General features: G+C 58.4%; 21 protein-coding genes. 14 read left to right on the forward strand and 7 right to left on the reverse strand.

Annotated features, from left to right (window positions below; all coding sequences use genetic code 11):
• From ACO07T_RS09515 to ACO07T_RS09525, 3 genes are all read left to right on the forward strand, one after another.
• The gene (locus tag ACO07T_RS09515; RefSeq protein ID WP_422049189.1) at window positions 1–987 is read left to right on the forward strand and encodes a tripartite tricarboxylate transporter substrate binding protein; all 987 of its coding nucleotides are present in this window, start codon (window positions 1–3) and stop codon (window positions 985–987) included.
• Between the two features lie 78 nt (window positions 988–1,065).
• The gene (locus ACO07T_RS09520; protein WP_422049190.1) at window positions 1,066–1,548 is read left to right on the forward strand and encodes a tripartite tricarboxylate transporter TctB family protein; all 483 of its coding nucleotides are present in this window, start codon (window positions 1,066–1,068) and stop codon (window positions 1,546–1,548) included.
• A 1-nt stretch (window position 1,549) separates the two neighbouring features.
• Window positions 1,550–3,064 carry a tripartite tricarboxylate transporter permease gene (locus tag ACO07T_RS09525; RefSeq protein WP_422049191.1) on the forward strand — a complete coding sequence of 505 codons (1,515 nt, stop codon included), beginning with the start codon at window positions 1,550–1,552 and terminating at the stop codon, window positions 3,062–3,064.
• A 68-nt stretch (window positions 3,065–3,132) separates the two neighbouring features.
• Here the strand turns inward: ACO07T_RS09525 and ACO07T_RS09530 are convergent, their stop codons facing one another.
• Window positions 3,133–4,485 (reverse strand): aminotransferase class III-fold pyridoxal phosphate-dependent enzyme, encoded by a 1,353-nt coding sequence (locus ACO07T_RS09530; RefSeq protein ID WP_422049192.1) that lies wholly within the window; start codon window positions 4,483–4,485, stop codon window positions 3,133–3,135.
• 193 nt (window positions 4,486–4,678) lie between these two features.
• On the opposite strand from ACO07T_RS09530, the gene mutL reads away from it, so the two are divergent.
• The 3 genes from mutL (at window position 4,679) to ACO07T_RS09545 (ending at window position 8,362) form a co-directional block, all read left to right on the forward strand.
• Entirely contained in the window at window positions 4,679–6,604 is a 1,926-nt protein-coding gene (gene mutL / locus ACO07T_RS09535; protein WP_422049193.1) for a DNA mismatch repair endonuclease MutL, read from the forward strand.
• The gene (locus tag ACO07T_RS09540; RefSeq protein ID WP_422049194.1) at window positions 6,604–7,923 is read left to right on the forward strand and encodes a DNA recombination protein RmuC; all 1,320 of its coding nucleotides are present in this window, start codon (window positions 6,604–6,606) and stop codon (window positions 7,921–7,923) included. Before mutL ends, ACO07T_RS09540 begins: the two co-directional genes overlap by 1 nt.
• 112 nt (window positions 7,924–8,035) lie before the next feature.
• Window positions 8,036–8,362, forward strand: coding sequence for a DUF3775 domain-containing protein (locus tag ACO07T_RS09545; protein ID WP_209076823.1), 327 nt, complete (start codon window positions 8,036–8,038; stop codon window positions 8,360–8,362).
• Here the strand turns inward: ACO07T_RS09545 and ACO07T_RS09550 are convergent, their stop codons facing one another.
• Window positions 8,363–8,947, reverse strand: coding sequence for a TetR/AcrR family transcriptional regulator (locus ACO07T_RS09550; RefSeq protein ID WP_422049195.1), 585 nt, complete (start codon window positions 8,945–8,947; stop codon window positions 8,363–8,365). It abuts the gene before it with no gap.
• A gap of 103 nt (window positions 8,948–9,050) precedes the next feature.
• Between ACO07T_RS09550 and ACO07T_RS09555 the strand changes: the two genes are divergently transcribed.
• Window positions 9,051–9,644: an NAD(P)H-dependent oxidoreductase gene (locus tag ACO07T_RS09555; protein ID WP_422049196.1), complete on the forward strand. Its 594-nt coding sequence runs from the start codon at window positions 9,051–9,053 to the stop codon at window positions 9,642–9,644.
• A gap of 64 nt (window positions 9,645–9,708) precedes the next feature.
• On the opposite strand, the gene ACO07T_RS09560 is transcribed toward ACO07T_RS09555, so the two are convergent.
• Both ACO07T_RS09560 and ACO07T_RS09565 read right to left on the reverse strand, forming a co-directional pair.
• Complete coding sequence (locus ACO07T_RS09560) at window positions 9,709–10,851, reverse strand: saccharopine dehydrogenase family protein (protein ID WP_422049197.1); 1,143 nt, start codon at window positions 10,849–10,851, stop codon at window positions 9,709–9,711.
• Window positions 10,852–10,879: 28 nt separating this feature from the next.
• On the reverse strand, window positions 10,880–11,935 hold the full coding sequence (locus tag ACO07T_RS09565) for a saccharopine dehydrogenase (protein ID WP_422049198.1): 1,056 nt from the start codon (window positions 11,933–11,935) through the stop codon (window positions 10,880–10,882).
• A gap of 141 nt (window positions 11,936–12,076) precedes the next feature.
• Between ACO07T_RS09565 and polA the strand changes: the two genes are divergently transcribed.
• A complete protein-coding gene (gene polA, locus ACO07T_RS09570) occupies window positions 12,077–14,878 on the forward strand; it encodes a DNA polymerase I (RefSeq protein WP_422049199.1) in 2,802 nt (933 codons plus the stop codon).
• Window positions 14,879–14,915: 37 nt separating this feature from the next.
• Here the strand turns inward: polA and ACO07T_RS09575 are convergent, their stop codons facing one another.
• Window positions 14,916–15,668, reverse strand: a complete 753-nt coding sequence (locus ACO07T_RS09575) for a hydroxypyruvate isomerase family protein (RefSeq protein ID WP_422049200.1) — start codon at window positions 15,666–15,668, stop codon at window positions 14,916–14,918.
• Window positions 15,669–15,762: 94 nt separating this feature from the next.
• Entirely contained in the window at window positions 15,763–16,365 is a 603-nt protein-coding gene (locus ACO07T_RS09580; RefSeq protein ID WP_422049201.1) for a DUF1285 domain-containing protein, read from the reverse strand.
• A 56-nt stretch (window positions 16,366–16,421) separates the two neighbouring features.
• Here ACO07T_RS09580 and ACO07T_RS09585 point away from each other — a divergent pair, with 56 nt between their 5' ends.
• Genes ACO07T_RS09585 through ACO07T_RS09600 form a run of 4 tightly spaced genes read left to right on the forward strand, consistent with a single transcriptional unit; the run spans window position 16,422 to window position 23,131 of the window.
• Window positions 16,422–17,429 (forward strand): AAA family ATPase, encoded by a 1,008-nt coding sequence (locus ACO07T_RS09585; RefSeq protein ID WP_422049202.1) that lies wholly within the window; start codon window positions 16,422–16,424, stop codon window positions 17,427–17,429.
• Window positions 17,426–18,310, forward strand: a complete 885-nt coding sequence (locus ACO07T_RS09590; RefSeq protein WP_422049203.1) for a DUF58 domain-containing protein — start codon at window positions 17,426–17,428, stop codon at window positions 18,308–18,310. The genes ACO07T_RS09585 and ACO07T_RS09590 overlap by 4 nt, the downstream gene beginning before the upstream one ends.
• Window positions 18,307–21,075: a DUF4159 domain-containing protein gene (locus ACO07T_RS09595; protein ID WP_422049204.1), complete on the forward strand. Its 2,769-nt coding sequence runs from the start codon at window positions 18,307–18,309 to the stop codon at window positions 21,073–21,075. The genes ACO07T_RS09590 and ACO07T_RS09595 overlap by 4 nt, the downstream gene beginning before the upstream one ends.
• A 13-nt stretch (window positions 21,076–21,088) precedes the next feature.
• Window positions 21,089–23,131, forward strand: coding sequence for a DUF7408 domain-containing protein (locus tag ACO07T_RS09600; protein WP_422049205.1), 2,043 nt, complete (start codon window positions 21,089–21,091; stop codon window positions 23,129–23,131).
• Here ACO07T_RS09600 and ACO07T_RS09605 read toward each other — a convergent pair.
• A complete protein-coding gene (locus ACO07T_RS09605; RefSeq protein ID WP_422049206.1) occupies window positions 23,128–24,060 on the reverse strand; it encodes a CatB-related O-acetyltransferase in 933 nt (310 codons plus the stop codon). The two genes, ACO07T_RS09600 and ACO07T_RS09605, sit on opposite strands and share 4 nt — an antisense overlap.
• A gap of 193 nt (window positions 24,061–24,253) precedes the next feature.
• On the opposite strand from ACO07T_RS09605, the gene gpmI reads away from it, so the two are divergent.
• Together gpmI and ACO07T_RS09615 are read left to right on the forward strand one after the other, a co-directional pair.
• Complete coding sequence (gene gpmI / locus ACO07T_RS09610; protein ID WP_422049207.1) at window positions 24,254–25,771, forward strand: 2,3-bisphosphoglycerate-independent phosphoglycerate mutase; 1,518 nt, start codon at window positions 24,254–24,256, stop codon at window positions 25,769–25,771.
• Window positions 25,768–26,913, forward strand: coding sequence for a murein hydrolase activator EnvC family protein (locus tag ACO07T_RS09615; RefSeq protein WP_422049208.1), 1,146 nt, complete (start codon window positions 25,768–25,770; stop codon window positions 26,911–26,913). The genes gpmI and ACO07T_RS09615 overlap by 4 nt, the downstream gene beginning before the upstream one ends.
• The last annotated feature ends 1 nt before the right edge of the window (window position 26,914 follow it).

Here is a 26,914-nt window from a genome sequence, read left to right on the forward strand (position 1 = left end):
ATGTTGAAATTTGACATGGGCCGTCGCGCCCTTATGGCGACGGCTGTCGCCGCAATGGCCTTTGCCGGTCCTGCGCTTGCAGACGGGCACAAAGTTGTGGACAGCATCCACTTTCTGATCCCCGGGGGCGCCGGTGGCGGCTGGGATGGCACCGCGCGCGGCACAGGCGAGGCCCTGACCAAAGCGGGTATCGTGGGCAACGCATCTTATGAAAACATGTCCGGTGGCGGTGGCGGCAAAGCCATCGGCTACCTGATCGAAAACGCCGACAGCAACCACGGCACCCTGATGGTGAACTCGACCCCAATCGTGATCCGCTCCCTGACCGGCGTGTTCCCGCATAACTTCCGTGACCTGACCCTCGTCGCGGGAACCATTGGCGACTATGCCGCCATCGTTGTGGGCAAAGACAGCCCGATCAACTCCATGGACGACCTGCTGGCGGCCTATGACGCGGATCCATCCGCAACCGCGATTGGCGGCGGCTCTGTACCGGGCGGCATGGACCACCTCGTTGCAGCCATGGTGATGGAATCGGCCGGAAAAGACGCACTGGGGGTGAAATACATCCCATATGACGCAGGTGGCAAAGCCATGGCGGCGCTGCTGTCTGGTGAAATCGCGGCACTTTCCACCGGTTTCTCTGAAGCGGTTGATCTGTCAAATGCGGGTGAAGTCAAAATCATTGGCGTGACCTCTGATGACCGTGTTTCGGCAGCCCCGGATGCCAAAACCATGAAAGAACAAGGCATCGACACCTCCTTTGTGAACTGGCGCGGATTCTTCGCGGCGCCGGGCCTGCCAGAAGACAAACTTGCGATGTACCAAGACGCCATCGGCAAGATGTATGACACCAACGAGTGGGAAGACGTTCGCGCCCGCAACGGCTGGGTCAACATCCACAACAATGGCGCAGATTTCCAGAGCTTCCTTGAGGAGCAGGAAAAAGTCATTGGCGATCTGATGAAGAAGCTCGGCTTCCTCTAAGGTCAACTTCTCACGTTACATAGGGCAGAGCGGTCAGCCGCTCTGCCTTCCTTTCATCAAAAGATGCAGGAGGGCTGAATGGCTCTTGATCGTTGGATCGCACTGATCCTGCTCGGCATTTGCCTGATCTATGGCTACGCCGCATGGTTCACGATGGATGGCAGTCTTGCGCCGTTCATGAGACGCAACCCCATTTGGCCCAGCACGTTCCCAAAACTGCTGTCCATCTTTGGCATCATCGCCTCGTCCATTATTCTCCTTGGCTTTGAAAAAAGTGAGGCCAAAGAGGCGGACATCGATTACCGCCGCCTACATGAGTACAAACTCGGCCAAGCAATCATTCTGCTCGCGCTGATGGTGGCCTATGCGCTGTTGCTGCGCCCTGCAGGATTTATCCTCTCCACAAGCGGCTTCCTGATTTTTGGCTCTTTCATACTTGGCGAGCGCAAATGGCACATCATGGTGCCTGTTGCTGCCATCGCCACCCTAATCGTCTGGTATCTCGTCCAAGAAGTGCTTGGCATCTATATGCGCCCGCTGCCGGGCTTTATCGGAGGCTGACATGCTTGAAGGACTTCTGATCGGCCTCCAAACGGCCTTCTCTCTGCAAAACCTCTTGATGGTCATTGGCGGCTGTCTGATCGGCACTTTCATCGGCATGCTGCCGGGTCTTGGCCCCATGTCGATCATCGCCATCATGATCCCCGTCGCCATCTCTATGGGCGATCCTTCTGCCGCGCTGATCCTGCTTGCAGGTGTGTATTACGGCGCGATCTTTGGCGGCTCGACCTCTTCCATTCTGCTCAACGCGCCGGGGGTCGCCGGCACGGTGGCCTCAAGTTTTGACGGCTACCCCATGGCCAAACAGGGCAAAGCAGGCAAAGCGCTGACCATCGCCGCCATCGCGAGCTTTGCGGGCGGCACTATTGGCGCGCTCCTGCTGATGATCTTTGCTCCCATGCTCTCCTCTGTTGCGCTGCTCTTTCACTCTGCGGAGTACTTCGCTCTGATGGTCGTCGGCCTCTCCGCGATCGCAGCCTTTGCCGGCACTGGTCAGGTGGCCAAAGCGCTGATGATGACGGTGCTGGGCCTGATGATGGCCACGGTCGGTGAAGGTGCGCTGTTCAACCTGCCCCGCTTCACCATGGGCATTATGGACCTGCAATCGGGTTTCGGCTTTATCACACTTGCCATGGCGATGTTTGCCTTGCCAGAAGCTCTGTTCCTGGTGCTCAAACCCCGCGTTGCCAAAGAGGGCGGCGAAGGTGAGATCAAAGATCTGCGCATCTCTCGTGACGAAGCCAAGGCCATCACGCCAGTGATTGGGCGTCAGTCAATTCAGGGCTTCTTTATCGGTGTTCTGCCCGGCGCGGGCGCCACTATCGCGAGCTTCCTTGGCTACGCGGTGGAGCGCAACATCGCTCCCAAAGAAGAACAGGCGCAATTCGGCAAAGGCGCCATCAAAGGGCTCGCCGCGCCAGAAACCGCCAACAATGCGGCTTGCACCGGCTCCTTCGTGCCATTGCTCACACTGGGTATTCCCGGCTCAGGCACCACAGCAATTCTGCTCGGAGCTCTAATCGCGCTCAACGTCACCCCGGGCCCGCGCCTGATGATAGACGAGCCACAGGTGTTCTGGGCGGTGATCATGTCGATGTTCATTGGCAATCTGGTCCTGCTGGTCCTGAACCTGCCGCTGATCCCCTATATCGCCAAAGTCCTCTCGGTCCCGCGCAACTACCTGATCCCCTTCATTTTGTTCTTCACCTTGATGGGGGCCTATATCGGGCAGAACAACGCCACCGAGCTGCTGATCCTTGTGGGTTTCGGCGTCTGTGCCACCGCACTGCGCTTTGCGGATTACCCGCTTGCCCCGTTGCTGATCGGCTTCATCCTTGGGGGCATGCTGGAGGACAACTTCGCCCGCTCCATGCAGCTCTATGATGGCATTGCCTTCATCTGGGAACGCCCGATGACACTGGGCCTTTTGGTCATCGCAGCCCTGCTGGTGCTGCTGCCAAGTTACCGCGCCCGCCGTGCTCGCTTGCGGGCTCAAGGTGTGGCAGACGGCGATTGATGCATCCCCCGCCGCAAAAAACAAAAGGCCGCCAAAACGCTCGGCGGCCTTTTCATTTTGGTCCGGCGCTACGCTGCAGAGAACCCCGCATCCAGCGCTGACAGGATCGTGTCGACCTCAGTTTCCGAGATCGTCAGCGGTGGTGACATGAGGATATTGTGCATCCCAAGCCGCACCATCGCCCCGGCCTGATAAGTCGCCTCATGTATCTTTTTCATGGTCGCCATATCCATCGGTGTTTTCGCCGCTTTGTCAGAGACAAGCTCAATCCCTGTCATCAACCCATGACCGCCGCGAATGTCACCAATGATGTCATGTTTCCCCGCCAGCTTTTTGACACCTTCATACAGCTGTGTGCCCCGCGCGGCGGCATTGGTTTTCAGATCAAGCCGCGTGGTTTCTGCCAGACAGGCCACCACTGCGGCAGAGCCAACAGGATGCGCCGAATAGGTATAGCCGTGGAAAATCCCGGCCTCGCCGCTCTCGTCCTTCTCAAACACATCCGCAACCTTGTCGCCCACCAGACAGGCCCCCACAGGGAAATAGCCCGATGTGATCCCCTTGGCTGTGGTCATCATATCCGGCTGCACCCCCCAATGGCGCGCACCAGACCAGTCGCCGGTGCGGCCAAAGCCGGTGATCACCTCATCAGAAATCAACAGGATGCCGTGGCGGTCACAAATCTCGCGCATCAGGCCCATAAAGCTCGCATCCGGCACAATCACGCCGCCCGCGCCTTGGATCGGCTCCATGATAAAGGCGGCAATGGTGTTGGCTCCCTGAAAGGCGATCTCATCCTCAAAGGCCGCTGCGATGTTCTGTGCCAGCTGCGCCGGGTCGGTTTCATTGAACGGATTGCGATAGGTATAGGGGCTCGGCAGGTGGAAACAGCCGGGCAGCAGTGGCTCATAGTTGATGCGGAACCGGTTGTTGCCATTCACCGACGCACCACCAAAATGCGTGCCGTGATAGCCTTTCTTCAGCGACAGGAATTTGGTCCGGGTCGGCTCGCCCCGCAGACGGTGATACTGCCGCGCCAGACGCAGGGCGGTCTCCACACTGTCGGAGCCGCCGGATGTGAAAAACACCCGTGTCATGCCATCCGCGTCGAAGAATTCGCGCACCGCATATGAGGCTTCAATTGCCGCCGGATTGGAGGTGCCCGCAAAGGCCGAATAATACGGCAAATCATAAAGCTGCTTGGCAATCGCCTCTTTCACCACATCGTTGGAATAGCCGAGGTTCACACACCACAGACCACCCACAGCATCCACCGTGGAATGCCCTTCCAGATCGGTGATGTTCACTCCCTCGGCGCTCTTGATGATTTTGGGGGCGTGGTTCTGCATGTCCCCCGGTGCGCCCATCGGATGCCACAGATGGCGGGCGTTGTTCTCTTTCAGAAAGTTGTCGTCTTTCATGTTGGTGCTCCCGTTGATGGCACAGCTGTGTCCTGTGCGTCGATTCAATAATTTGATCAAATTATGAAACCACGGTCGGTGAGTGTCCAGTAAGAGAGCGACATCTCAACGGATTTTAGTGGAGCAAAAACGACCAACTGAAACCCGCAATCTCGGTGGTAGAATCAAACGAGAACATGCTACATTTCGTAACATGCCTGTGGATAACCCCAATATAAGCCCCTCAAACGCGCCAACGCAGCCCGTAATCCGCCAACTTGACGATGCCGCGATCAACCGGATCGCTGCTGGTGAAGTTGTCGAACGTCCTGCTTCTGCAGTCAAAGAACTCGTGGAAAACGCCATTGATGCCGGTGCCACACGCATTGAGATTGCCTATGCGGACGGCGGCAAAACCCTGATCCGCATCACCGATGACGGCTGCGGCATCACCGAGGCGCAGCTGCCGCTGGCGCTGTCACGCCATGCCACCTCCAAGATCGACGGCAGTGACCTCTTGGATATTCACACCTTTGGCTTTCGCGGCGAGGCCCTGCCCTCGCTTGGGGCGGTTGGACGCTTGACCATCACCAGCCGCGTGGGCCGCGCCCCTGCGGCCAGTATTACGGTGGAAGGCGGAGCCATGGGGCCCGTCAAGCCAGCCGCGCTCTCAAGCGGTACCATCGTTGAATTGCGCGACCTGTTTTATGCCACTCCTGCCCGCCTTAAATTCATGCGCAGCGACCGTGCGGAGGCGCAGGCGATCACCGATGTGGTCAAACGTCTGGCCATGGCAGAGCCGTTTATCGGCTTCACCCTGCGCGACGTCACCGGCGGCGGCGAAGGGCGCATCTCTTTCCGCGCAGAGGCTGAAAGCGGAGACCTCTTTGACGCGCTGCATGGCCGACTGGCGCGGATTCTAGGCAAGGAATTTGCCGAAAACGCGCTCAAGATTGATGCAGAGCGCGAAGGCCTGCGCCTCATTGGCTATGCCGCCTTGCCGACCTATTCGCGCGGCTCCTCTGTAGCGCAATATCTCTTTGTGAATGGCCGCCCTGTGAAGGACAAGCTGCTGGTTGGTGCGCTACGTGGGGCCTATTTTGACTACCTCAGCCGCGACCGCCATCCGGCAGCAGCGCTGTTCATCGACTGCGACCCGCATCTGGTGGATGTGAACGTCCACCCCGCCAAATCCGAGGTCCGCTTTCGCGACCCCGGCATGGCCCGCGGCCTGATTGTCTCCAGCCTGCGCCATGCCTTAGCCGAAGCGGGACACCGCGCCTCGAGCACCGTTGCCGGGGCCACGCTTGACGCCTTCCGCCCCGAACCGATGGGCGCACTGGGCGCTTCACCGCAAGCATCGCCTGCAGGCCCGGCGCGCGTTTATCAAATGGATCGCCCCTCTCTGAGTGCGCGCACCGCCGCCTACCAAGCTCAAGCGCCCTTTCCACAAATTCCTGTGGTTCAGGAGCCGGGCTTTGCTGATCTCAGCGAATCCTATAGCGCACGTGTGGAGCCCATTGAGGCGCTCGACACTCCACAGGTGTCCCCCGCCGAGGGCCTGCCTTTAGGTGCAGCCCGCGCGCAAGTCCATGAGAACTACATCGTGGCCCAGACCGAAACTGGCATGGTGATTGTCGATCAACACGCCGCACACGAGCGTCTGGTCTACGAAAAACTCAAGCGCCAGATGGCGGAAAACGGCGTCGCCGCACAGGCGCTGCTGATCCCCGAAATCATCGAGCTTTCCGAGGGCGATTGCGCCCGCATTCTGGCGGTCGCTGCGCCCCTGTCCAATCTGGGCCTCACCATCGAAGCCTTTGGCGGCGGCGCCGTTGCGGTGCGCGAAACCCCGGCGTTGCTGGGCGAAGTCAACGCTCGCGCCATGGTGCTCGACATTCTGGACGAGCTGGACGAAGACGGCGACACCATGCTGGTGCAGGCCAAGCTGGAAGCCATCCTCAGCCGCGTGGCCTGTCACGGCTCAATCCGCTCAGGCCGCCGCATGCGCGCCGAAGAAATGAATGCACTCTTGCGCGAAATGGAAGCCACGCCGCACTCCGGCCAATGCAACCATGGGCGCCCCACCTATGTGGAATTGAAACTGGCCGACATCGAGCGGCTGTTTGGACGAACATGATGACCGAACTGACCACTTTGCTTGCCAATTCTGACACCGCGCTGCTCTATCTTCTGGGCGGCATGAGCTTTGCCGTGGCGCTGCTGTTTGTGCTCCTGCGCAACACGGCACAGAACCGCGCGGCCCAGACAGAGGCCTTTATTGCCCAGCACATGGGCCAGATGGCGCAACGAGTAGATCAGCTCGCCACCGGTCAGGCACAGCTTGATGGCGGCCTGCGCGCGCAAGCCCAATCGCAAAGCCAGATCGCCACACTGATGGAACAACGCCTTGGCGAAGTGCAGGTCAACATGCACGAGAACCTCGCCAAAGTGCAGCGCAGCACCGGCGAAAACCTCGCCACCATGCAGCAGAAAATGTCAGACACGCTGGCCGCCCAACAGCTACAGTTGCAGGAAAACCTCTCCAACATGCAGATGCGCACCGGCACCGCGCTCAACGACATGCAGGAGAAGCTCAACACCTCCCTCATGGGCAACGCCAAACAGACCGCCACATCGCTGACCCAGCTGCAGGAACGTCTGCAAACCATCGACAAGGCGCAGGAGAACATCACCCGCCTGTCCGGTGACGTGCTCAGCCTGCAAGACATTCTCTCAAACAAGCAGACCCGTGGTGCCTTTGGTGAAATCCAGCTGAACGACATCGTTTCCAAAGCCCTGCCCAGCGACAGCTACGCGCTGCAACATACGCTCTCGAATGGTAAGCGCGCCGACTGTTTGATCCATCTGCCCAACCCGCCGGGCCCAATCGTGATCGACAGCAAATTCCCGTTGGAAGCCTATGAGGCCATGCTGCGCTCAGAAACTGAGGCAGAGCTCAAAGCCGGTATCCAGCTGTTCAAGACGTCGGTGCGCAAACACATCAAGGATATTTCGGAAAAATACATCCTTGAGGGGGAAACCGCGGATGGCGCGCTGATGTTTCTGCCAAGCGAAGCGATTTACGCAGAGTTGCACGCCAAGTTCCCGGAGCTAGTGCATGAAGGTTTCACAGCGCGCGTCTGGATCGTCTCGCCAACCACCTGCATGGCCACGCTCAACACCATGCGCGCGATTCTGAAAGACGCCCGTATGCGCGAACAGGCCGGTGCCATCCGCAAAGAGCTTGGCATGCTCTATGCCGATGTTGATCGACTGGGCACGCGGGTGGAAAATCTGGATCGTCACTTCGGACAGGCTGCCAAGGACATCAGCGAAATCAAGATTAGCGCTGACAAAGCTGGGCGTCGCGCACGTCGGCTGGATAACTTCGACTTCGAAGAGCTCGCTCAAACTGAGGAAAGCAAGGTGGTACCGTTGACCAAGGCCGATCCCTAAGCCTGTTGCCACCCAGTTCTTAGTGCAGGCCAAAAAGACGACTTTGCGCCATATCAAAGACTCTCTCCCATTCGGATGCGCATTCTTCTGACAACACATTAGGAGACGCAAAATGCTTGAAATTTCAGCCTGGAAAGTGGCGCAAGTGGTTCTGATGTCGCGCGAACTTGATCGTGCCGAAGGAGAATTGCGCGCCTTTATCGACCGTTTGAACGAAGACGAACAGGCCAGCCTTGTGGCGGTGATGTGGATCGGCCGGGACAGTTTTTCCGCCGAAGATCTCGAAGAGGCCATCATGACCGCCAAGAGCGAAAAGACCGTGCCAACCGCAGATTATCTGCTCGGCTCGCCGCATGTGTCCGATCACCTAGAAAACGGCATGGAAGAGCTCGGTCTCTCGCTCAGCGCAGAAGAAGATGATCTGATCCGGCGCGGCTGATCACGCCAACGCTTGCGGCTTCAACCAGGCCTCCAGATAAGTTTCCAACCGCGCCCGGGGTGCGGTTGCACTGTGCAGCGCACAAAACACCAGAGACACCGCCTGAATGGCAAAGGCCTGAACCCCCTCTGCCTGTAGCTCCACAGAAATGTCTTTGCGAAACGGGCGGTCCCTCAGCCAGTGCGCCACAACCTCCGCATGGCGGCCAAATGTCTTGGCAATCGCGCCGATCTCACTGTTGGCCGCCGCGCCAGAGTGGCGCAGGATCACATCAAACACATAGCGCTCACAGCTCATGAACGCGGTCAGCGGCATAAGCGCATCCACCATCTCGGCAATTGACTTGGGCGGCGCAAGCGCTTCCAGCTGATCCAGATGTCGGTCAATCTCCGCGCCGATCAGCTGATCCATCAAGGCGTCTTTGTCTTTGAAATGCGCAAAAAACGTGCCCTTGGCCACGCCTGCGCGCAACACCACCTCCTCCACCCGCATGGCCTCATAGCCCCCCTCAGAAATGATATCGGTTGCCGCCGCCAAAAGCTTGGCGCGGGTTTTCAGGGTACGGGATTGGACAGCTCTGCTCATGCGGCTTTCTGGCACGAAAACTGACTGGGGTCAAATTTTAATTGACCACGGTCAGTTTTTTGCACGATAAATGTGACCACGGTCAATATTGAGGAGAATCACCATGACCCGGAAACGCATTTTCATATTGAACGGCCACCCGGCCGAAGCCTCGCTGACGGGCGCTGTGGCACAATCCTACGCAACCGCAGCGAAAACCGCCGGCCACGAAGTGCGCCTCACCAATCTGCATGATCTGGAGTTTGATCCGGATTACGGCTTTGGCGGCTATGTGAACCAAAAGCCGCTGGAGGCGGATCTGGAAACCCTGCTGCAAGACATCGAATGGGCTGAACATGTGGTGGTGGCCACGCCGATGTGGTGGGGCGGGCTGCCTGCCAAACTCAAAGGGGTGTTTGACCGCGCCTTCCTGCCGGGCCGCACCTTTGACACGCGCAGCACCACAAAACTCGGTCTGCCTGCCCCGCTGCTCACCGGGCGCACCGGGCGCGTGCTTCTGCTGTCAGACACGCCAGGCTGGTTCTTCCGCCTGTTTTATCGCAACGCTCTGATTGTGCAGATCCAGCAGCAAATTCTGGAGTTTGTCGGCATCAAACCGGTCAAAGTCACGCAATTCACCGGCGCCAGCCACCCCAAGGCCGGTGTCGCAGACAAATGGATCAAACGCGCCGCCAAAATCGGCGCAGAGGCGGCCTGACCGCACAAAAAAACGGGCCTGAGAGTGCTCCCCTCAGGCCCGCCGCAATGTCATTTAGAAACCATCACGCTTTGTGATCGACGATTTCCATATGCTGCGCCAGGGTGCTGATGTGGCCCAGCCAGCTCTCAAACAGCGCAGGCTCTGACGGCGCGGCATGCACACCCGGTGCAAGTGCCCCCTCCAGTACAGACTCAATCGCCAGCGACACCGGAATAGACACAAGCCGCGCCATCGCCGTGCCACGCTCATCGCCCCAGGCATCCATCGCATAGGTCTTGTGATAGACCTCCGCGCCGTCTTTCTCCGCCTTGAGCCCCACACAGAGGATCACCCGGTCAGGCTCCCCTTCGTCATAGGCATTCTCGGCCCAGAACTGATCGGACATCTCTTTCAGACGCGCATCGCCTTCCGGCCCGCTCAGGGTCTCAATCTCGCGGAACACATCACCCCAGGCCTCAGCCCAACCGTTCAGCCGCAGCGTACCGCGCACGAACTCTTTCACCTTCCAATCCGGATCAAACTTATAGTCTTCCATAAACGGAATGCTGTCACGGTTCGGATACACCTCAAAGCTCTCCGGCGTAGCCAGCGGCGCCTCATAGCTCGAAATCGCATCCCACGGGCGGTTCACATCAAACGGCTGCCCATCGCGGATCGAGCGGGACGGTGAACGCAGCGCCTTCAGCACACCCAGCGGCGACCAGCTGAATTTATAGCGAAACGGGTTGGCATGTTTGGGCACACCACCACAGTAGCTGATAAAGCTCAGAGTGTTGTCGGCATCAAACGCCTCAGAACCGCGGTAATCCGCCACCAGCGCATGCGCCATCAGGTGGTCAATCCCGGGATCGAGCCCCACCTCATTCACACAGGCCACACCAGCCGCCTTGGCCTTGGCGTCCAGCGCTTTCATCTCCGGCGCAATATAAGACGAGCTCACAAAATGCGCGTCTTTGGAAATGCACAGTTCCGCCAGTGGCACATGCCAGTCGCCGGGCAACATGGACACCACCACATCGCCTTTGGCCAGCACAGCGCCAAGCGTGTCAATGTCAAACGCACGGATATCCTGGGTCAGATCGCCCACCGCCTCCTGCGCTTTTTCCACCGTCCGGTTCCACACAGTCACCTCACGCCCTGCGTCAATCAGGCGGCGCAGGCCGGGAATGGCCGACAGGCCGGTGCCACACCAATGAATGGTCATCTCTTTTCTCCCCTCAAAGGTCTTTTCTTCACAAATCTTTGGAATGCGTGATGAAATCTGCTTCCGCGCGGGTCCACACGCCACCGCCCAGATCATCCAATGTCATCAAGGTCTCAAGCAGCTGCGCCGCATAATCTTCCGAGCTTTCCACCGGCAACATGGAGGGCAGATTGTCAATCGCCATCACATCCAGCACCGGATCCGGCGCCACCCGCAGCGCAGGCGCGTCCCATGTGGTGGCCCGATCATAAACAGGCACAGGGTTGTAATCACTGTCCGGATCACAGGCCACATCGCCAATCGCCGTCAGCTGCCGTGCCGCGCCCAGCGCCTCCTGCGGCACAAAAACAGGAGTGCCGGGCCGCGCAAAAATACAGTTCAGAAACAGATCATGCGCCAGAATTTCCGGGAACGACCCGCCAGAGGCGGTCTCTGCCATATCCCATTTGGTCACATCACAGCCCATCGCCGTCAGCAGATCTGCCGCCCCGGTGCCCACACGGCCCAGCGCCCCGATCACAATCGCAGAGGGGCGCGTCGCGCCCAGCGCATCCAGCTCCGCGCCAAGATCTGCCAGCAACGCCTCTTTGCCACCATAAACCCCAACCGGGCCGCAAATTTCGCCACGCTGCTGCGCCGCCCAGCTCTTGAGCGTCACCGCCGCCCCGGCATAACCGGCCCAATAGCCAAAAGCGGCCACACGACGCCCGGCCTCATCCACCAGATATTCAAGGTCATACAATGTGCCGCCACCAGCCTTAAAACGCTTGAGCAGCGCAACACCAGAGTGCTGTCCTTTGAAAGCATGGCCAAACATGATGTGGCGATGCGGCAAAGGCGTGCCGTCTTCTGGCAACTCTTTAAGGCCGAAGATAATGGCGTCCTTGGGGGCCTCAGGCCAGCTGTTCTCCGCGGCAATCTCACAGCCTGCGGCTTCGTAACCCTCAATCCCGATTGCACGAACTGAGCTTTCCTCGACAGTCACACGGATGCCTTTGTCGATCAGAGCTTTTGCCCCGTCCGGCGTCAGCCCGACCCGTTCCTCATTCGGCCGTTGTTCGGCCCGTACCCAAAGATGTGTCATCTCGGCTCCCCTGATAGTCGCGCTTCCATAGATCAGCCCACTGCGCCAATGACAAGAGGCGGGGCAGATCCCGCAATTTCCGGGTGGCGGTGCGGAGGGCTGCATGGCACAACAGGGCCAAGCAAAAAAGAGGAACGCGAGATGGGTTTTGGCAAAGGATGTCACCTGCATCTGATCGACGGATCGGCTTTCATTTTCCGGGCCTATCACGCCCTGCCACCGCTCACCCGCAAATCCGACGGGCTGCCAATTGGCGCGGTCTCCGGTTTCTGCAACATGCTGCAGCGCTATATCGAAGACAATTCCGGCCCCGACGCCCCCACCCATGTGGCGGTGATCTTTGACTATTCCGGCAAGAGCTTCCGCAATGATCTCTATGATCAGTACAAAGCCAACCGCCCCCCCGCGCCCGAAGATCTGGTGCCCCAGTTCCCACTGACCCGTGATGCCACGCGCGCGTTCAATATTGCCTGCAAAGAGATCGAGGGCTTTGAAGCGGATGACATCATCGCCACACTGGCCTGCCAAGCCCGCGAAGCCGGCGGGCGTTGCACCATCATCAGCTCTGACAAAGATCTGATGCAGCTGGTGGGGGATGGCGTTGAAATGCTCGACGCGATGAAAAACAAACGCATCGACCGCGACGGCGTGCATGAGAAATTCGGCGTTGGCCCCGAACGGGTTGTGGACGTGCAGGCGCTGGCCGGGGACAGTGTCGACAACGTGCCCGGTGCGCCCGGCATCGGCATCAAAACCGCCGCTCTGCTGATCAATGAATATGGCTCGCTCGAAGCGCTGCTGGACCGCGCCGAAGAGATCAAACAGCCCAAGCGCCGCCAGACCCTGATCGAGAAACGCGACCAGATCGAACTGTCCAAAAAGCTCGTGCAACTGGATTGCGACATGACGCTTGATTTCACGCTTGATGATCTTGAAGTGCAGGATGCCGAGCCTGACACGCTGCTGGGCTTCCTTGCTGATATGGAGCTGCGCACCCTTCTGAAACGCGCCGCAGACAAACTGGGTGTTGCCGCTCCCACCGTGCCGGAACCCGCCACCTCTGCCGCCGCAACGGTGCAGGACAGCCCTGAGGATCTGCCGTTTGCCGCAGAAAAATACGAATGGGTCCGGGATCGCGAAGCGCTGAATCGCTGGATCGCAGCGATCATGAAACGCGGCTATGTCGCTGTGGACACGGAGACCAACTCGCTCAATGAGATGGTCGCGGAGCTCGCGGGCATCTGTCTTTCCGTTGAGCCGGGCGAGGCCTGCTACATCCCTGTGGGTCACAAAAAGGGGGCTACCGATGATCTCTTTGGTGGCGATGAGCCGCAAGAAGGGCAAATGCCTATCAATGAGGTGCTCAACGCACTGAAACCGGTGCTGGAAGACGCCTCTGTTCTGAAAATCTTCCAGAACGCCAAATACGACTGCAAGGTTTTCGCCAACTACAACATCGCAGTCGCCCCGATTGATGACACCATGCTGCTCAGCTACGCGCTGCATGCAGGCGAGCACAACCACGGCATGGATGCGCTGAGCGAGCGTTATCTCAGCCATCAGCCGATCCCGATCAAATCCCTGCTTGGCACTGGCAAAAGCGCGATCACCTTTGACAAAGTTGCGATTGAAGATGCCGTTAAATACGCTGCAGAAGACGCCGACATCACATTGCGCCTGTGGAAACTCTTCAAACCCAAACTGCACCAGCGACAAGTCACAAGTGTATACGAGACGCTAGAACGTCCTTTGGTACCTGTGCTTGCACAAATGGAACGGCATGGCGTCAAGGTGGATCGCGACACGCTAAGCCGCATGTCCAATGCCTTTGCTCAGAAGATGGCTGGGCTTGAGGCCGAAATCCATGAGCTCGCAGGACGTAGCTTCAACGTTGGTAGCCCAAAACAGCTCGGTGAGATCCTGTTTGATGAAATGGAATTGCCCGGCGGCAAGAAGGGTAAAACCGGTGCTTATGCAACCGGGGCTGACGTGCTGGAAGATCTTGCGACGGAACACGCCATGCCGGGCCTTGTGCTCGATTGGCGCCAGCTCAGCAAGTTGAAGTCGACCTACACCGACGCACTTCAGGAACATATCAACGCAGACACAGGTCGTGTGCACACCTCTTATGTACAGACTGGAGCCAACACCGGGCGTCTCGCCTCCTCCGATCCTAACTTGCAGAATATTCCCATCCGCACTGAGGAAGGCCGCCGCATCCGCGAAGCCTTTGTGGCCGAAGAGGGCAAAACCCTGATCTCGCTCGACTACTCTCAGGTGGAGCTGCGCCTCCTCGCGCATATCGCGGACATCGATGCGCTCAAAACCGCCTTCCGGGAGGGGCTCGACATTCACGCAATGACGGCCTCGGAGGTCTTTGGCGTGCCGATGGAAGAGATGACCAGCGAGGTGCGTAGCCGCGCCAAGGCCATCAACTTTGGCGTCATTTATGGCATCTCAGGCTTCGGCCTGGCTCGTAATCTGCGCATCCCGCGTGGCGAGGCACAGGATTTCATAAACCGCTACTTTGAACGCTTCCCTGGTATTCGCACTTATATGGATGAGACCAAAGAGTTTGCCAAAACTCATGGCTATGTGCAGACGCTATTTGGCCGCAAAATCCACACGCCTGAAATCAACGCAAAAGGTCCGCGTGCGAGCTTTGCCTATCGCGCTGCGATCAATGCGCCGATCCAAGGTACTGCCGCTGATATCATACGTCGCGCGATGATTCGTATGCCCGCCGCGATCCAAGGCCTGCCAGCCAAAATGCTGCTGCAGGTGCATGACGAACTGATCTTTGAAGTGGACGATAGCGCGGTTGACGAAACCATTGCTGTGGCACGAGAGGTCATGCAAAACGCGACCGAACCCGCAATCAAGCTGGATGTGCCGCTCATCGTAGATGCGGGGCGAGGAACCAATTGGGCTGAGGCGCATTAAGCGCCTCTGCTCTGCTATCCTTCTAAACCGGTGTCCTTCAGGCGAGCCAATCCAAGCCCTGCTCGGTTCGTTTGAGGGGATTATATTCAGCACTCACAGTGCCCTGAAACCCGCTTGCGTCCAGCATCTCGAAAAATGCCGGATAATCAAAGTGCTTGTTTTTGAGCGGCTCGTGACGATCCGGCAATCCACCTATCTGAATGTGCTTCACGCGCGCCTTGTGCTTCTCCCAGCAGGCCAGAGCGTCGCCGTGGATACGATGGGCGTGGTAGGTGTCGAATTGAAGCGCCAAATTGGGGGCATTCACTTCGTCCAAGATATCTGCCGCTAAGTCAAAATCATTTAAGAAGTAGCCCGGCATATCGACGTCGTTGATCGGCTCGATCGTCAGCTGTTGCCTGGGAGCGAAGGCGCAGGCCCACTTCAGATTCTCGACAAAAGTCTCGCGCGCCAGAGCTCCGCTCGCCGCCCCTGCCATAATATGCACCACATCTGCCTGAAGCACCTCCGCATATCGCAGAGTTCGACGAAAATCGCGTTGGAACCGCTCAGACAGCCCCGGGACAGCAGCAAACCCTCGTTCTCCACCGGTATAGTTGGGCGGAGGGCAGTTGATCAGCGCCAGTGAGAGCCCGTTACGCACCAACTCGCGACGCGTTTCCGGTGCAGGGACATCATAAGGAAACAGCACCTCTACACGGTCAAACCCAGCCTCAGCAGCGGCTTCATAGCGCTCAAGCTCCGGAAACTCGGTGAACAGCATCGTCAGATTGGCGGCAAATTTCGGCATGTTTTCCTCCTGCTCACGCGGAGTATTCCAGCTTTCAGACCAATCAAACAGTCTGAATTTAAGTGCTTTTTAGCGGTATCGGCAGGATATTGCCTCAACGCAATGCGCTTGAAGGCAAGAAGGGAAAAAACACGCCAGACGACATGACCCCAAACTGGCTTTCTCCATCCACTTCCTGATGCTCTGCTAACTCCACAAGGCGATAAAACGCCTTGCGCGTTATCCGCGCCTCCAAGTTAGCCCGCACGGTCACATACGGGCTTGGTTCTGCGCTCTCCGGGTCGATCTCAACCCGGATCGGATTGTCCGGACCAGCAATCACGTTATCGCCGACGTGGGTTTCAAATGTGAGCGTCTGATCGGCACCCCTGCTACTGACTTCAAAATCTTCGGCCACAAAAGGCACGTCTTCTACCGTGATGCCGACTTTTTCGACAGGCGTGACCAGCACATAGTTGTCACCATCCTTGCGCAAGATGTTTAAAAAAAGCCGGACCATGGCTGGTCTATTGATTGGGCTGCCCTGATAGTACCAAGTGCCGTCGCGCGCGATACGCATATCAAGATCACCACAATGAGGTGGGTTCCACAGATGCACAGGCGCTGGGCCACGTCCTTTGGCGGCGGCATTGGCTGAGCTGGCGATGGTGTCTGCAGTTACTTTCACAGGAAATTGTCCCCTCATTGGTTTTGCCATTTCATCTGAGCGCGCTACTGTCAACGTAAGCAGTATACAGATACGGGAGAGTCAGCATGGCAGTTGAGAGCGATCTTGTCGCAGAAATCGAAACTCTGGGCACCAAGCTGGCTGCGGCAAGAGAGGCGATCACGCGACGCTTTATCGGACAAGAACGTGTGGTCGACCTCACACTTTCTGCCTTACTTTGCGGGGGGCACGCGCTTTTGATCGGTTTGCCGGGCTTGGGAAAAACGCGGCTGGTGGACACGCTTTCAACAGTGATGGGGCTCAATGGCAATCGGGTGCAATTTACGCCGGATTTGATGCCAGCAGACATTCTGGGATCGGAGGTTTTGGAGAAAGCCAAGGGCGGGGCGCGCACCTTCCGATTCGTACCCGGGCCAATTTTCTGCCAGCTGCTGATGGCCGATGAAATCAACCGCGCAAGCCCACGAACACAATCTGCCCTTTTGCAGGCGATGCAGGAGAAGCAGGTCACAGTTGCTGGCGAAGATCGCCCCCTCGATGCTCCGTTTCACGTGCTCGCCACCCAAAACCCCATTGAGCAGGAAGGTACCTACCCGCTTCCCGAAGCGCAGCTCGACCGTTTTCTGGTACAAATCGATGTGCCGTATCCTGATCGCGACACAGAGCGTGACATCCTTCTGGCCACCACGGGTGTGGAAGAGGACGAAGCACATGAAGTCTTTACGGCTCAGGAGCTGATTGATGCGCAGACTCTGCTGCGGCGCATGCCCGTCGGAGAAAGCGTGATGGAGCTGATCCTCGATCTCGTTCGAGCCTGCCGCCCTGATGATGAAACCGCTGCAGAAGCCGTGCGCGAAAACGTTGCCTGGGGACCGGGTCCGCGCGCCGCGCAGGCATTAATGATGACCGTTCGCGCGCAAGCGTTGTTGCAGGGTCGCCTTGCTCCAAATGCCCAAGACGTGATCGACATGGCCGCACCGGTGCTCAGCCACCGCATGGCATTGACCTTCGCGGCGCGTGCCCGCGGCGAGTCCCTTGCCGATCTGATCGCTCAAACCGTCACACGATTTGATAGCGTGGGAGCAGCCGCGTGAATGCAGCCCCCCATCTGCGCAGCCGCGCCGAAGCGGAAGCCGCCCGCCTCCCTCCCCTCCTTGCACAGGCGGATCATTTGGCAGGCACCGTGCTGTTGGGGGAACACGGCCGACGCCGCTCTGGTATGGGAGACGATTTCTGGCAGTACCGTCCCGTACAGCCCGGCGATAGCCTACGCATGATCGACTGGCGGCGCTCCGCCAAATCCGACGCGCAATTTGTGCGCCAGCGCGAATGGCAGGTGGCGCAATCCATCATGATGTGGATCGACACCGCCCCATCGATGCAATTCGCCAGCGATCCTACTCTCCCGAACAAAGTAGATCGCGCACGTCTTTTGGCGCTTGCATTGGCGATCTTGCTGATCCGCAGCGGGGAACGGGTGGGCCTTACCGGCACCGATCTCCCGCCCCGCCGCGGCGAAGCACAAATTCTGCGATTGGCCGAAATGTTCCTGCGCGACGATCTTGACGGAGAACTACCCGACTATGGAACACCGGAGGCCCGCGCCATGCTTCCCCACGCTCGGGCCGTATTTGTTTCCGACTTCATGGGAGACTTTGACGCCGTGGCGGCGGCGCTGGCCAAGGCTTCGGATCGTGGCGTGCGCGGCGTGTGCTTGCAAATTCTCGATCCGGCGGAAGAGAGCTTTCCGTACCGCGGCCGTGCGATTTTTGAGAGCATGGGCGGCGGGCTCACACACGACACCAAGAAAGCGGATGATCTGAAAGATCGCTATTTGGAACGCCTCGCCGAACGTCAGGCAGCGCTAAAGGATCTCTGCCGTGTCACCGGCTGGCTCTATGGCTATCACACAACGCAGCACTCCGCGCAGTCTGCCCTGCTTTGGGCACATCGTGCCTTGGAGAAACGCGCATGATCGGCGGGCTCTCCATCGGATTTGCAACGCCTTGGCTTTTGGCATCATTGATCGCTTTACCAGTGCTCTGGCTGATCCTGCGCGCTATTCCCCCTGCCCCAATCAAGCGTCGCTTTCCGGGCGTGGTCCTGCTTTTGGGCCTCGCTGATGAAGACACCGTCACAGACCGAACACCATGGTGGCTGCTTCTTTTACGTACACTTGCCGTGGCCGCTCTTATCATTGGTCTCGCTGGCCCCGCGCTTAACCCTCAGCCCCGAGAGCAAGGCAAGGGCCCTCTTCTGATTTTGATGGATGCGAGCTGGGCCTCATCCCCAGATTGGGAGGCGCGCCGCGAAATGGTGGCTGCCCTTTTGGATGAAGCCGCGCGCAATGGTCGCGTCGCAAGTGTTCAGCGGCTAACAATGCCGGAGCAGGTCCGTTTCCTACAGGCAGATGCGCTGCAAAGTCGCCTCGCAGGTGTCATGCCAATGGCATGGGCCCCTGATCAATACCGCATGGAGGAGTTTTCTGCCAACCTGACAACGACGCTCGGCGATCAAGGTTTCGACACGGTCTGGCTCTCGGATGGAATTGATCGCGAAGGCCGCAACGAGCTATTGGATACACTGCAACAACGTGGGTCTGTCCGCATCATTCAGACTGGCCTTGCGGTAACCGGTCTCCTGCCTGCAGCCTATGATGACGGGCGCTTGGTCCTCAATGCTATCCGCAGTCAAACAGGCCCTGCGCGCGAAGTGACCGCCCAAGTTATTGGGACAGATCCTAGTGGCACCGAACGCGTTCTGGCCGCTCTGCCCCTCACTTTTGAGCTCGGCTCCACAAAAGCTGAAAACGCCATCGTATTGCCGTCAGAACTGCGCGCGCGCGTGACCCGGTTTGAACTGTCCGGCATCCGCTCTGCAGGGGCCGTTACTCTAAGCGATGACAGTTTGCGTCGCCGTGAAATCGCGCTGATTGCAGGGCGCGAAGATCGCGAAGGTCTGCAACTGCTTTCGCCTTTACACTACCTGCGCCAAGCTTTGGTTCCGACAGCGGATGTTATCGAAGGTGCACTGTCAGATATCCTCCCAGCTAACCCTGACGTTATTGTCATGGCAGATGTGGCGCTTCTGTCTGACGGGGAAAGTGAGGCCGTGTTGAACTGGGTCAACGACGGAGGCCTTTTGCTGCGCTTTGCCGGACCGCGCCTTGCGGCTAGTGAAATCAGCCGAACAGAAGAGGACCCACTCCTGCCTGTCCGCTTGCGTGCAGGCGGCCGCAGCGTCGGAGGCGCGATGAGCTGGGGCGAGCCAAAATCGCTCGCGCCTTTTGAACAGGACAGCCCGTTCTTTGGACTTGACGTACCAGATGAAGTCACAGTTACCGCCCAAGTCATGGCGCAACCCGATCCGACGCTTGCAGACCGTGTTATTGCAAGCTTGAGCGACGGCACACCTCTGGTCACGCGCAAAGCTGTCGGAGAGGGACAAGTTGTCTTAATGCATGTCACTGCCAATGCAGAATGGTCAGGGCTCCCGCTTTCCGGTTTGTTTGTTCAGATGTTAGATCGCCTCGCCGTGCTCAGTGCTGTGGGCACGGATGCGGAGACCCGGCTTGCAGGCACGACATGGCAACCCCTGAAAGTGCTGGACGGCTTTGGCCGTTTGGAAGACGCCCAGACGCTCCCCGGCGTCAGCGGGGAAGCGTTGTCTGAGAGACAAATTGGGCCTGACCTGCGCCCCGGTCTCTATCGAGATGGAGATAAAATTCTTGCACTGCCCGTATTGCCCATCGACGCAAGCTTAGCGCCTGCGATTTGGCCCGTTTCCGTCCCGGTAGAAGGACTACGCGGGGCGGTGACTCGCGACCTTGCAGGGGTCTTCCTGTCAGTGGCACTGATCATTCTCGCGATCGATGTCCTGGCTTCGCTGTTGGTTTCCGGCCGTCTTTGGGGCCCGCGTGCTGCAGCGAGCCTCGTGGCCCTGCTGTGCGTCTCGCAAGAGGTCTATGCTCAAGACGAGCTCCCACCACCCGCCCAGGCCATTGACAGCTATGAGGTTGTTCTGGGCCATGTCCGTACGGGAAATGTAGATGTGGATGATATTGCGCTGGCAGGACTGCGTGGTCTTGGGAATGTGCTGTATTTCCGCACCTCCATCGAACCGGCGGAACCAACCATGGTTGATCTGGAAACCGACGAGCTGGCGTTTTACCCTTTTCTCTATTGGCCCATCACATCAGATCAGCCAATCCCCTCGCGTGAAGCCTATGCAAAACTCAATGCATATCTGCGGTCTGGTGGTATGATCCTGTTTGATACGCGTGATGCAGATGTCGCGCGTTTTGGCACTTCCAGCCCGGAAGGCCGCATGTTGCAACGCCTCGCAGCTGGGCTTGACATCCCTCCGCTCGACCCATTGCCCGAAGACCATGTTTTGACCCGGACATTCTATCTGTTGCAAGATTTCCCTGGCCGCTACATGAACCGCGATGTTTGGGTAGAAGCGGCACCGCCGGATGCGGAGAAAATTGAAGGCATGCCCTTTCGTAACCTGAACGACGGGGTGACGCCGGTCGTTATCGGCGGCAACGATTGGGCTGCTGCTTGGGCGGTTGATACCCGTGGCAACACACTCTTCCCCGTTGGAAGAGGCCGAGCCGGAGAACGCCAACGAGAGCTATCATATCGCTTCGGGATCAATCTGATCATGCACGTGCTCACCGGCAATTATAAGAGCGATCAGGTCCATGTGCCCGCATTGCTGGATCGGTTGGGACAATGACGCGAGGCGCCGTATGACCGGAACAATGGTGTTTGACCCCATCGTCCCAATTTGGCTTCTGGCCGCGTTGGCTTTGCTTTGTGGCCTTGCCGTTTCGTTTGCGCTTTGGCGGGGACTGAATGGGTGGGGCTGGCGCGGTCTTGCCGGTCTTGTCGTGCTCGGTGCTTTGGCTGGCCCCGTCTGGCAGACAGAAAACCTCGCTCCCTTGAGTGACATTGTTCTGATGTTGGTTGATCAATCCGCCAGCCAGCGCCTCTCAGATCGCGCAGCACAAACCGACGCCGCGGCGCAGGCGCTGCAATCCCGCCTTGAGACACGATCAAACACCGAAGTGCGCCGCATTCCCATTCGAGATACCAACGGAGACGGTGGCACCGAGATGATGGCCGCGCTCTCTGAAGCCCTCGCGCAAGAGCCGCAGGGACGGATCGCCGGGATCGTTGCTCTCAGTGACGGCCAAGTACATGACATGCCCCTAGCGCCGGAACTGCCAGCGCCCTTCCATCTTTTATTATCTGGGCAGTCAGAGGACTGGGATCGAAGACTGATCGTGCGCAACGCGCCAGCCTTTGCGATCCTGGGGGAACCCTTCACCCTCACGCTCCGTATCGAAGATAGCGGATCAGCGCCTCAAAATATTGACCGCGTACCTTTGGACATCTCGGTGGATGGTGGGGAATCTGAACGCTTCATGGTGCCCATTGATCGTGACATCGAGCTGCCTGTCACGCTGCCTCATGGTGGGCGCAATGTTATCCAGTTCACCGTCCCTGTCACGGATGGGGAGCTGACAGACCGCAACAATGCTGCGCTCGTGCAAATCAACGGCGTTCGGGATCGGCTGCGAGTGTTGCTGGTTTCTGGCGAGCCGCACCCAGGGGGGCGCACCTGGCGGAATCTTCTGAAATCAGATGCCTCCGTAGACCTTGTGCATTTTACAATTCTGCGGCCTCCGGAAAAACAGGACGGTGTGCCTGTCAGCGAGCTTTCCCTGATCGCTTTCCCCACACGCGAGCTGTTCCTCGAGAAGGTCGAAGACTTCGATCTCATCATCTTTGATCGCTACCAACGTCGGGGCATTCTGCCTTCGCTTTATCTTGAAAACGTCGCGCAATATGTGCGCAACGGCGGCGCTGTCCTTGTCGCCGCAGGCCCAGACTATGCCAGCGCCGACAGCATCTACCGATCCCCTTTGTCCGAAGTGTTGCCCGCCAGCCCAACGGCCCGCGTGGTTGAAGAGGCTTTTAGAGCTGAAATCAGCGAATTGGGGCAACGCCACCCCGTAACAACCGGCTTGCCAATGGAAGGCGACTGGGGCCGATGGCTTCGGCAAGTGGAGGTCACGCCCGACGAAGGCGATGTCTTGATGACCGGATCCGACAACCGCCCCCTTCTGGTTCTGAATCGCGTGGGCGAGGGGCGCGTCGCGCTCCTAGCTTCAGATCATGCGTGGCTCTGGGCGCGCGGATTTGAAGGCGGTGGGCCGCAGCTCGAGCTTTTGCGCCGTTTGGCCCATTGGATGATGGGCGAACCTGAGCTTGAAGAAGAGACGCTGTGGGCAGAACCCACGGGTCAAAACCTGCGCATCATCCGCCGAAGCCTATCTGAAGAAGTCGGTGAGGTCACAGTTACGACGCCTTCTGGTGACATCGAAACTCTTTCGATGAGCGAAGTTAGCCCGGGTCAATTTGAAACGCACTTTGAGGGTGCGGAAATTGGCCTCTACCGACTGAGCCAAGATGACAACGAAACTGTTGTCGGCCTCGGACCTGCCGCTCCGCGCGAGTTTGAGCAGACAATCGCCAGCGCGGAAGTTTTGGCCCCACTTTTGGAAGCCACCCGAGGCGGAGTGCTGCGTCTGGAAGATGGCGTGCCGAGCGTGCGCAATGTGCGCGAAGGTAGGCCAGCTGCCGGGCGCAACTGGATTGGCCTGACGCCGCGCGAGGCATATGAAACACTGGATGTGGCCCGAGCACCGCTCCTGCCAGCATGGCTGGTCCTGCTTCTGGCCTCAGGCTTCATACTGACCGGTTGGCTGCGAGAGGGGCGTAGCTAGGCGCGTTTGCGGCCAGCCTTACGAAGTTTGCGGCGCAGAACAGACAGCAGACCAGCCTCGCGCTTACGTACTTCTTGCTCCGTGTCATAGCGCAGCAACAAAGGAAGGCTTAGAGGATCGTCTTCAGGCTCAGGAAAGGCGCGGGGCGCGCTCACCTCAACGCCCAAGGAATGCTGCCCCTTGGTGTAGACCTGTACGCTTTTGAAAGACTGCGGCGTTTCGGTGATAACTCCAGCGGCCTCCCGCGTATCGATCTCATCCATAGCGCTTTCAATATTGTCAAATTCCACACCCGCCAGATCGTTGATGTCAAATCGCCACCAACGTAGATGTAGCAGCCGCTCAACCACGTCACGATCGAACCTGAACCGCAGGTGCGCCGCCGGCAGCCCCGCGACGATCGCGTATGGCGGTACGTCTTTGGTGACAAAAGCATTGCCCGAAACGATCGCGCCATGCCCGATTTTCACACCCCGCCGAATGGTGGCCCCGGCGCCAATCCAAACATCATGGCCAATGCTCACACATCCTTTGGCGCCATTGTTGTTCCCTTCGGTACGCGCCACACGACGCCGTTTGGTCGCTTCTTTTTCCGGGGGATAAAATTTGAACTGCTCAAAGGTATATTGACTCGGTGATGTCGACAACCAGTTGGTCGGATGCTCCCCTTCGCCAATCGTCACGCCAGGTCCAACACTACAATAACGCCCTATCCGGTCCACATAACGAACGATCCCGGTGCGCAGATAGGAATACATCCCTATTTCGAGGTTCTGATAGTAGAACATTGGGGCATTGTTGAGTTGGCTTGGTGCTTCAAACCGCACCTGCAGGTGTTTTCCTCGTGTATCAATACCCTGCGTCACGCGCAGACCTTGCTGCGACAGCTCCCCAAATGGGCGTAGCTCAGAAGATTTTACGTTCGACACTTTTCGGGTCTCTCACCATGGGACCTCTTCTTTATCCACTACGGCGGTTAAGGATCTATTTACCGCGATTGCATGCGAATTGCGCCACCAATCGCGTAAGAACAATTGAAAGGCAAAAACAGGTTCCTTCACCCTCTGCACCACGGTAAAACGCGATGATTGAGGCCAACAAACCCTGTGGAGCAAGAAGAGCATGGCACACAAGCCCGTTGTTTTGTGCATTTTGGACGGCTGGGGGCTGTCTGAGCAAACTGAAGCCAACGCACCCTATTTGGCCAATACCCCAAATTTTGACGCAATGCTGGCCGATGGTCCGCATGCCAAGCTGATCACGCATGGACCAGATGTAGGTCTGCCAAGCGGGCAGATGGGCAATTCCGAGGTGGGCCACACCAACATCGGCGCCGGCCGCGTTGTGGCGATGGATCTCGGCCAGATCGACCTCGCCATCGAGGATGGCTCTTTCTTTCAGAATGGTGCGCTGCAAGCGTTTATCGCCACGCTCAAGGAAACCGGCGGCACGGCACATCTGATGGGCGTTGTCTCCGACGGAGGGGTTCACGGCCACATCATGCATGTATTGGCCGCAATGAAGGCCATCACCGCCGCAGGTGTGCCTGTGGTTCTGCATGCCGTAACAGACGGGCGCGACGTGGCACCCAAATCTGCTCTGGGATATTTCGACACACTGTCGTCCGAAATGCCCGAAGGCGCACAGATTGGCACCGTTACTGGCCGCTACTACGCGATGGATCGGGACAACCGCTGGGAGCGCGTCTCGCAAGCCTATAAAGCGTGGACTTCGGGCATCGCCGTGCACAATGCAGCTGACGCCAAAGCCGCCATCGACGACGCATATGCGCGTGACGAAAGCGATGAATTCATCGCAGCTACAGTGATTGGCGACTACGCAGGGGCAAAAGACGGTGATGGCTTTTTCTGCCTGAACTTCCGCGCCGACCGCGTCCGCGAAATTCTTGCCGCACTGGCGCAACCGGACTTCTCCGATTTTGACGTGACCGCTCGCCCCACTTGGTCCGCGGTGCTGGGAATGGTCGACTATTCCGAAGCCCACAATGCCTACATGACCACCGCTTATCCAAAGCAGGAAATCGTCAACACGCTTGGCGAATGGGTCGCCAAACACGGTAAAACCCAATTCCGTCTGGCAGAAACTGAAAAATACCCTCATGTGACATTCTTCCTAAATGGCGGAGAAGAAACACCCTCTGAGGGCGAAGACCGTTTCATGCCTAAATCGCCCAAAGTCGCCACCTACGACCTGCAGCCTGAAATGAGTGCGGAGGAGGTCACAGAGAAGTTCGTTGCTGCGATCGAGCATGGCTACGATCTGATCGTCACCAATTTCGCAAACCCAGACATGGTTGGCCATACTGGAAGCCTAGAGGCGGCTATCGCGGCCTGCGAAGCCGTCGATCAAGGGCTTGGCAAGGTGCGCACCGCGCTGGAAGCGGCGGGCGGTACAATGATCGTCACTGCCGATCACGGGAACTGCGAAGTCATGGTCGATCCCGAAACAGGCGGCCCGCACACAGCCCACACCACCAACTTGGTGCCTGTGGTGCTCGTGAACGGCCCGGAAGGCACCGTGCTGCGCGATGGCCGCTTGGCTGACCTAGCGCCAACTCTGTTACAACTCATGGCGCTGGAACAACCTGTCGAGATGACCGGGGAGAGCCTGATCTCTTGAGACACCCCAGCATCCTTGCGGCTGCACTTGGCTTGTGGTTCACCACAACAATAGCGCTGGCAGAAACCAATCCCTCTGAAGCTGCACGAGAAGCAGCGACGCAGCTGGAAGAAGCCTCGGTCGCGCTCGCGCAAGCCAAATCCAGCCGGGATCGCGTAAAATCTCTGACCAAGGTCGTGCACGCATATGAGACTGGCCTAACAGCTCTGCGTGCAGGGCTGCGGCGGGCGTCTATCCGCGAGGCACAGCTCTCCAAACAGCTCAAAGCGCAAGAGACAGAGATCGCCAGCTTGCTGGGTGTCTTGCAATCCATGAGTTCAGGCCCGGCGCCAGTGGTGCTTGTCCATCCAGGTGGTCCGATGGGCACCGCCCGATCAGGCATGATCATCGCAGAGGTAACACCTGCTCTTGAGGCCAAAGCGGCGCAAGTGCGTCGTGATCTGGAAGAAGTCACCATTCTGCGCAGCTTGCAAGAGGGAGCAGCTGAAACGCTTCAGAACGGATTGACCGGCGCCCAAGACGCCCGGACGGCTCTCAGCAAGGCGATTGCGGATCGCAAGGACCCGCCTCTGCGCTTCGTTGAGGATCCGGTTCAAACCGCTTTGCTGATAGCCTCTACAGAAACCCTAGAAGGCTTTGCCAGCGCGCTCGTTGACCTTCAGATAGAAGGCCTGGCAGACATCACACTGCCGGATGTGAACGACCGCAAAGGCCAGCTCGCACTCCCCGTGGCGTCAACCGTGCTACGCCGCGCAGGGGAAGCAGACGCCGCTGGCATCCGTCGCCCCGGGCTTGTGCTGGCAACCCGGCCAAGCGCTCTGGTCGTCACACCAACACCAGCGACGATCCGCTATCGCGGGCCGCTTTTGGATTTCGGAAACGTGATGATCCTTGAGCCGCAGCCAGGCGTACTCTTTATATTCGCAGGCCTTGAACAGGTCTTTGGAGATGTTGGGCAAGTCCTATCGGAAGGCGCTCCAGTCGGGCTGATGGGAGGAAACGGGCTGGAAACCGGTGCAATTCTCTCACAGTCTGGTGATGGCTCTGGCAATGCTCGACCAGAAACGCTCTATATAGAGGTCAGAGAGGGCAAATCGCCCGTGGACCCGGAAACCTGGTTCCAAACGAATGAGGATGGATAAG

The sequence above is a fragment of the Shimia sp. genome, from assembly GCF_965227725.1.
Taxonomy (GTDB): domain Bacteria; phylum Pseudomonadota; class Alphaproteobacteria; order Rhodobacterales; family Rhodobacteraceae; genus Shimia.